Here is a 7,610-nt window from a genome sequence, read left to right on the forward strand (position 1 = left end):
GGGCCGTCGTCGGCCTAGGTCACGCCTGGGCGAGGGCGCGCACGCGGCGCAGGACCTCGTCCGTGCCGAGGGCGCGGGCCACCGCGTAGAGGTCCGGGCTCTGGGTGGATCCGGTCAGCGCGACGCGGATCAGCTGCGACGCCTCGCGGATCGAGCCGGGGAAGGCGTCCGGGTTCTTCTTGAACTCCTTGGCGTTCGGCGCGAAGCCGTGGCGCGCGGCCAGGTCGCGGATCTGGCCGAACCACTCCTGCTGGTCCGCGAACTCCTGGTAGCCCTCGGCGAAGTCCGCGGCGAACACCGACACGAGCTTCGGGTCGAGGCCGCCGAGCCGCTCGTCGGCCGGGTCGTCCACGAGCGCGAACACCGAGGTGAAGAAGAACCCGTACGCGGGCCGGAAGTCCGACCACATGCGCAGGTCCTTGCGCGGGTTGTCCACGCCCACCCGCTCGACGTCCAACGCCCGCAGCGCCATCGCGCGCTCGGTGTCGAGCACCCCGACCAGCTCGGGGTCGTGGACGGCCGCCCACGCCGACACGGCGGTGACGATGTCCTCACCGGACAGCGTGGCGATGAGGTTCGCGCTGATGTCCGCGAGCTTCACCAGGTCGACGAGCGGACCCGCCACACCGCACTCGGACAGCACGATCGGCTCCGCCAGCGCCTGCTCGAGCGGCAGCTCGGCGAGCCTGCCGTTGGCCAGGCCGCGCAGGTAGTAGCGCACCGCGTCGGCGGGATAGCCGGCCTGCACGTAGAAGTCGACCGCCGCCTCGGGGTCCTTGCGCTTGGACAGCTTGCGGCGGCTCTTGCCCTCCTGCTTCATCAGCGGCGCGATGTGGGCGTACTCGACCTGCTCGAAGCCGAGCGCGGCGAACAGCTGGAGGTGCAGCGGCACCGACGAGATCCACTCGTCGCCGCGGATGACCAGGTTCACCCGCATCAGGTGGTCGTCCACCGCGTGGGCGAAGTGGTACGTCGGCAGGCGCAGGTCCTGGTCCGACGACTTCAGGATCACCGTGTCGTTGACGTTGGCGTCGTGCTCCAGCTCACCGCGGATCGCGTCGGTGAACTTCACCCGCTCGCCGGGGACGGCGGGGGAGCGGAAGCGCACCACGTACGGCTCGCCCGCGGCCAGGCGTGCCGCGACGTCCTCGTCGGACGCCTCGCGCCACGTCGCCCAGCGGCCGTAGTAGCCGGTCGGGAGCTTGGCCGCGCGCTGGCGGGCGGTGATGTCGTCCAGCTCGTCCTTCGTGGCGAAGCACGGGTAGGCCTTGCCGTCGCGCATCAGCTCGCGTACGTAGGACCAGTAGATCTCGGCGCGCTGCGACTGGAGGTACGGCCCGTACGCGCCGCGGCCGTCCGCCTCGTCGGGGTGGATGCCGAAGTGGTCGAACGCGCGGTCGAACTGCTCCACGGCGCCCTCGACCTCGCGGGAGCGGTCGGTGTCCTCGACGCGCAGCAGGTAGACGCCGCCGGAGTGGTGGGCGACGTCGCGGTCGATCATGCCCGCGTAGATGCCGCCGATGTGGATGAAGCCGGTCGGGCTGGGGCCCAGCCGGGTGACCTTCGCGCCCTCGGGGAGCTGTCGCTGAGGGTACTGCTGCTCCCAGTGCTCCGGGTCGGGCAGATCGGACGGGAACAGAGCGTCGACAGCGGCTCGATCGAGCATCAGCGGAAATCTCCAAACACCGGGAAAGGACGGTTGAGGTTAGCAACCCGCCCGCGCGGTGCGATCGTTGTCGACGCCCGACGCGCGCGACCCGACCTCGAAGGACCGGAATGCCCACCCTCTCCGTGATCACCGCCGCCCACGGCTCCAACGCGGCCCGCTACCTGCCCGAGGCCGCCGAGGGCGTCCGCGCGCAGCTGCTCCCGCCGCACTGGTCACTCGAGTGGATCGTCCAGGAGGACGGCGACACCCCCACCCTGGCCCACCTGTTCGCCGACGACGACCTCGTCCGCTACCGACACAACGGCACCCGGCTCGGCATCGCGGCCACCCGCAACCTCGCACTGGGCCGGGCGACGGGCGCGCTCGTGCAGAACCTCGACCACGACGACGTCCTGCTCCCGCACGCCGTGGCCACGCTCGTCCGCCGCTTCGAGGAGCACCCGATCCACTGGGCCGTCGGCGCGGCCGACGACCTCCTCGAAGACGGCACCCGCCGGTCCTGGGACTCCGACCTCCCGTTCGGCCTGATCGCCGCGGGCGAGGTCAACGCGTGGGCGGAGGACCGAGGCGGCAACTGGCCCGTCCACGGCGGCGGCCTGATGATGCGCGCCGACACCCTCCGCGCCCTCGGCGGCTGGGCGGGCATCCCGGTCGACGACGAGCTGTCGGCGTTGGCCGCGATCTCCGAACTGGCCCCCGGCTGGAACGACGCCGAGGTCACCTGGCTCTACCGCAAGCACGCCACCCAGACCTCCCGCAACGCCCACTACCCCGGCCTGGAGGACACCGGTCGCCGAATCGCGCTGCAACGCGCGAAAGCCCTCCGCATCCTCGTCCCGCCCCTCGCTCCCACCGCCCTGAGCGAGAACGGCCACCAGGTCGACCTGGGCCCCAACATCCGCCTGTAGGCCGAACGGGTGGGAGCGGCGCGGTCGCCGACACGGTGGCGCCCCCGCGAACGACGTCGTCAGCGAGGGCGGCGACGGACATGCGGGAGAGCGGATGGGGCGACGGCTGGCGCTGGTGATCGCCACCTACCGGTACGAGGACGCGGGGCTGCGGCAGCTGACCGCGCCCGCGCACGACGCCGACGCCCTGGCCGAGACGTTGGCGGATCCGGCCATCGCCGGGTTCGAGGTCACCACGTTGATCAACGAGCCGCACCACCGCGTCGGGCAGGCCATCGGGGACTTCTACCGGGCCCGGCGGCACGACGACCTCGCGCTGCTCTACTTCACCGGCCACGGTCTGAAGGACGACGAGGGTCGGCTGTACCTGGCGATGACCGACACCAAGCGCGACAACCTGCTGTTCACCGGGTTGTCGGCCGAGCAGGTCGACCAGGCGATGGAGAGCTGCGCGTCGCGGCAGAAGGTGCTGGTGCTCGACTGCTGCTACAGCGGCGCGTTCCCGGCCGGGCGGCTCGCGAAGGCCGACACCGCGGTGCACGCGCTGGAGCGGTTCCAAGGCCGCGGCCGCACCGTGCTGACCGCGTCGGACGCCACCCAGTACTCGTTCGAAGGCGACCGGGTGCACGGCGAAGCCGTCCGCTCGGTGTTCACCCACCACCTGGTGGAGGGCCTGCGCGACGGCAGCGCGGACCTCGACGGCGACGGCGACATCACCCTCGACGAGCTGTACAGCTACGTGCACGACCGGGTCGTGGCGGAGATGCCGCAGCAGCGGCCGAAGAAGCAGGACAACGTCGAGGGCCGCACCGTCATCGCCAGGAACGTCAACTGGGCGCTGCCCGGCTACCTGCGCAACGCGATCGGCAGCCCCATCGCCGCCGACCGGCTCGCCGCCTTGGAAGGGCTGGCCCACCTGCACCGGATCGGCAACGACCTCGTCCGCGACCGCGTCCAGGAGCAGATCCGCCGCCTCGCCGACGACGACAGCAAACTCGTGTCGGCGGCCGCCACGGCGTTCCAGCTGTCGCCCGCCCCCGAACCCCGCACCGAGGATGTGCCGGTCACCGTCGCCGAGCCGGACCCGCCACCGAACGACCCGCCGCCTCCGGTAAGCGTTGCGGCGCAAGCGGAACCGCCACCCACGGGTGGTACTAGAGCGCGTTGGTACAGCGTCGTCGGCGGTGTGCTGACGCTGGCCGCGGCGGTGCTGATCCTCGGCGGCAAGACCGTCGGGATGGGGAGCCTGGGCGACCGCTATCTCGACTTCTTCGGCCTGGCCACGTTGTTGGCGGGAGTGTGCCTGCTCGCGCCGCGCACACGGTCGACGGTCGGCCCTGGAGTGGTCACCGGTGTGGCCATCGCGGGGATCTGGGGCGATGTCGCCTTCAGCCTCGACCTGCCCCGATTCCCCTGGTTCCACAACCTCCTGCTGCTCACCACGGCGGGACACGCGACCCTGACCTTCGCCGCACTGCTGGTCGTGGTGCCCACGATCGTGAACGGCGGCTTCCGCTTCCGACCGCGCCGCTCGCCGGACTCCCTCACCTGGCCGCAGGTGGGCCTCCTCGCCGCCGCGTCCTGCGGTGTGAGCGCGAGCCTGGTCGGTGTCCACGAAGGCAACCAACTCTTCCGGTCGAGCTTCCTGGTGGCCGCGGTGCTCGCGCTCGTCGCGCCGCTCCTGGTGGCCGTGCTGGTGCCGCGCAGCGCCGGACTGGCCGTGCTGGCGGGGTGGTTGGCCGGTCTGTGGTCCGTCTGGTCGGCGGCGGGCGCTACCGTCGTCTACGCGGACGCCGTCGACCCCGCCGTGAGCCCGACCGCCGTCCTCCTGTCCGGTGTCGCCATCCTGGTGCTCACGCTCGTGTCAGCGGCCATCGCCTGGACCGTGATCCCCCGAGGCCACAGACGCCCGCACGCTCCACCTCGTCGGCGTTTCGCCGCCTACACAGCGGTCGCCCTGCTGGTCGTTGTCCTCGCCGTTCCCGGCATCGCCAGCTACTTCACGCAGGAGGACCACAGCGGACCGACGGTCCTCGGTCACGACGGTCAGGTCCTCAGCGTCGCCTTCAGCCCCGATGGCAGAACTCTCGCGACCGGGAGCAACGACCGCCATGTGCGGCTGTGGGACCTGGCCACTCGCAAGACGATCGTCGACTTCGAGACCGAGGCCAACCCGACTTTCGCGTTCAGCCTCGACGGCAAGACTGTTGCCGTGACCGGCTTTCGAGATCCCACCGTGCGGGTGTGGAACCTCCTCACCGGCCAGTCCACCGCCACCCTGACCGGCACCAAGCCGATCCTGGGCATGGCCGTGAGCCCTGACGGCAAGTCCGTGGCCGCCGCCGTCGACTCCGACGGGACGTGGCTGTGGAACGTCGACACCGGCCAGCACACCGCCACCCTGCCCGAACCGTTCGGAGAAATCTTCGGCGACGTCGCCTTCAGCCCCGACGGGAAGACCATCGCCACCATCGACCACGCCGACAACCGGATGCGGGTGTGGAACCTCGGCGCGGGTACGGCGATCGCGACCATCAGCCCGGACCCCGGCAAGGTCTTCGCCAGGGTGGTGTTCGGCCCCGACAGCAAAACCCTGGCCACCAGCAACTACCGGGACAGCGAGTCGCAGGTGTGGGACGTGGACACCGGCAAGGCCACCGCCGAGCTGACCGGCCGGACCACCGGCGTCCGAGCGTTCAGTCCCGATGGCAAGACCCTCGCGACCGCCAGCAGCGATCGCGATGTCGACGACTACCAGGCACAACTGCGGGACGTCGCTTCCGGCGAGATCATCGCCAGGCTTTCGGACCACCACGGCGTGGTGACGTCCGCGGCCTTCAGCCCGGACGGCAAGACCCTGGCGACCGGCAGCCTTGACCGCCAGGTGCGGCTGTGGGACGTCGCCAGCGGTCAGCCCAAGTAGCCCTGGTGGACCGCTTCGAGCCGCGCCAGGTCGTCGGCCGTGAGCCGCAGTGAGCCCGCGGCGACGTTGTCGGCGAGGTGCCCGAGGTCGCCGGTCCCTGGGATGACCAGCACGTGCGGTCCCCGGTGCAGCGCCCACGCCAAGCGGATCTGCGCCGGACTGGCCTCGTGCGCGCGGGCGACCGCGAGCACCTCGTCGGGCTCGGCCCCGCTGACGCCTGCTTCCCGCCCGGCTCCCGCGATGGCGAAGAACGGGACGAACGCCACCCCCTGCTCACCGCAGGCCCGCACGAGCCCGTCCTGCTGCGGTCGGTGGCCGAGACCGTAGGAGTTCTGCACGCACACCACCGGCGCGATCGCCTGGGCTTGGGCCAGGTGCTCCGGGCGCACGTTGGACACGCCGAGGTGCCGGATCAGCCCGGCGTCGCGCAGTTCGGCCAGCGCGCCGAAGTGGTCGGCGATCGAGTCCATCCCGGACAGGCGCAGGTTCACCAGGTCCAAGTGGTCGCGCCCGAGTTGCCGCAGGTTCTCCTCGACCTGGCCGCGCAACTCGCCGGGTGTCGCCTGGGGCAGCCACCCACCGGAGGCGTCCCGCCGCGGCCCGACCTTGGTGGCGATGACCAGACCGTCCGGGTACGGCGACAACGCGGTGTTGATCAGCTCGTTGGCCGACCTCGTCGACGAGAAGTAGAATCCGGCCGTGTCGACGTGATCGACCCCCAACTCCACCGCCCGCCGCAACACCGCGATCGCCTCACCACGATCACCCGGCACCGCCCCTGGCGCGAACGCCGCACCACGCTGCGGCAACCGCATCGCCCCGAACCCGACCCGGTCGACCGTCAGATCCCCGAGCGCCCACCTGCCCGCGCCACTCGCCATCCACCGAGTCTGCCACGCGATGATCACGACCCCGCTCGGCGCGATCCGGGTGAATCACGGTCGACGTTCGCCGCCTCTGTTGGGCATGCGACGAAACCCCGCCTCCCGCGGCACCCGGACCACGGTGCTGACCGCCTGCCTCATCGTGCTCGGCCTTCTCGTGTCGGGGTGCGTTCCGCCCGACGACACCGGCTCCTCCGCCAAGTCCGCCAACCACGTCGAGAAGCCGAGCGGCGGGTGTGGTGGGGCGGGGCCGAAGGTCGCCGCGCTGCTGCCCGCCATGGGCTCGGACTTCCGCAACGTCACGACCAACCCGTGCGTGCCCTTCGGCGGGTTGCTCGGCGCCGTCTCCGACCTCATCCCGGCCGCGGAGCGGGAAACCGAGGCCGCGCAGCACTTCCTGAGCAAGCTGGGCACCGTCACCGGGCAGATCGCCGCGGTCAACGACGCCGTCACCTGCGGCTACGAGACCGACCGGCTCGGGATCGCGGTGTACCAGCAGGTCGGCTACGGCTGGTCGGTCGGTGTCGTCGCTGTCCTGAGAGGACACTTCGACGCGCTGGTGGAGGGCGCCACCTGCTGGCTCAGGCAGCAGCTCGGCCTCTCGCCGCGGAGCGCCCCGGCCACCGGCGCCCCCAAGACCGGACCGGTGCCGACGCTGTGCCTGCACACGGCGTTCCCCACGCGTGACGGCGAGGTGTACACGCTGCTGTGGCTGGGTTCTTCGGACGACATGTGCGGCGCGCTGGACGTCCTGGACCGGTGAACGCACTTCGGGGTTTGCGGACCGCGGGCTCCGAACAGCCGATTTGGCCGACCGCCGCCGTCCCTAGAGTCGAAGGGATGTCCGCCACCGATCGAAGGAGCCCCATGCCCCGTCGTCTGGTCCGCGCTCTCGCCCTCGTCTTCGCCGCGGCGACCCTCTCCGCGCTCGCCCCCGCGGCCGCACAGGCCATCCCGGCCTGCAAGGCCAACTACCAGTGCACGCACACCTACTACGCCACCGCCGACCGCGACCTGCCGATCGGCGGCTGGACCAGGTTCTGCGACAACACCGTCGACAGCTGGGGTTCGTCGTCCCGCTACATCGAGGTCACCCAGGCCCGCTGCGGGTCCTGATCCGCGGACGGGGGGGCCGGGGCCCCCCGACCCCGGCCCCCCCGGGGTCAGTTTTTTAGGGGGGCGTGTAGGGGCCCCGCCCCCGGGTAAGGAGCGGGATGTGAATGTGC

The 7,610-nt window shown here is 71.4% G+C and carries 6 protein-coding genes; 4 read left to right on the forward strand and 2 right to left on the reverse strand.

Annotation, left to right across the window (positions count from 1 at the left end; translation table 11 throughout):
• Nucleotides 1-19: 19 nt before the first annotated feature.
• A complete protein-coding gene (locus tag ACFWW9_RS25405; protein ID WP_390382764.1) occupies nucleotides 20-1,666 on the reverse strand; it encodes a glutamate--tRNA ligase in 1,647 nt (548 codons plus the stop codon).
• Nucleotides 1,667-1,776: 110 nt separating this feature from the next.
• Between ACFWW9_RS25405 and ACFWW9_RS25410 the strand changes: the two genes are divergently transcribed.
• On the forward strand, nucleotides 1,777-2,577 hold the full coding sequence (locus tag ACFWW9_RS25410) for a glycosyltransferase family 2 protein (RefSeq protein ID WP_390382767.1): 801 nt from the start codon (nucleotides 1,777-1,779) through the stop codon (nucleotides 2,575-2,577).
• Between the two features lie 94 nt (nucleotides 2,578-2,671).
• Nucleotides 2,672-5,500, forward strand: a complete 2,829-nt coding sequence (locus ACFWW9_RS25415; RefSeq protein ID WP_390382770.1) for a caspase family protein — start codon at nucleotides 2,672-2,674, stop codon at nucleotides 5,498-5,500.
• Here the strand turns inward: ACFWW9_RS25415 and ACFWW9_RS25420 are convergent.
• Nucleotides 5,488-6,381: an oxidoreductase gene (locus tag ACFWW9_RS25420; RefSeq protein WP_390382773.1), complete on the reverse strand. Its 894-nt coding sequence runs from the start codon at nucleotides 6,379-6,381 to the stop codon at nucleotides 5,488-5,490. The genes ACFWW9_RS25415 and ACFWW9_RS25420 overlap by 13 nt on opposite strands.
• A gap of 85 nt (nucleotides 6,382-6,466) precedes the next feature.
• On the opposite strand from ACFWW9_RS25420, the gene ACFWW9_RS25425 reads away from it, so the two are divergent.
• Nucleotides 6,467-7,147, forward strand: coding sequence for a hypothetical protein (locus ACFWW9_RS25425; protein WP_390382776.1), 681 nt, complete (start codon nucleotides 6,467-6,469; stop codon nucleotides 7,145-7,147).
• Between the two features lie 104 nt (nucleotides 7,148-7,251).
• On the forward strand, nucleotides 7,252-7,500 hold the full coding sequence (locus ACFWW9_RS25430; RefSeq protein ID WP_390382779.1) for a DUF6289 family protein: 249 nt from the start codon (nucleotides 7,252-7,254) through the stop codon (nucleotides 7,498-7,500).
• Nucleotides 7,501-7,610: the final 110 nt, after the last annotated feature.

The sequence above is a fragment of the Umezawaea sp. NPDC059074 genome (genome assembly GCF_042738955.1).
Taxonomy (GTDB): Bacteria; Actinomycetota; Actinomycetes; order Mycobacteriales; family Pseudonocardiaceae; genus Umezawaea.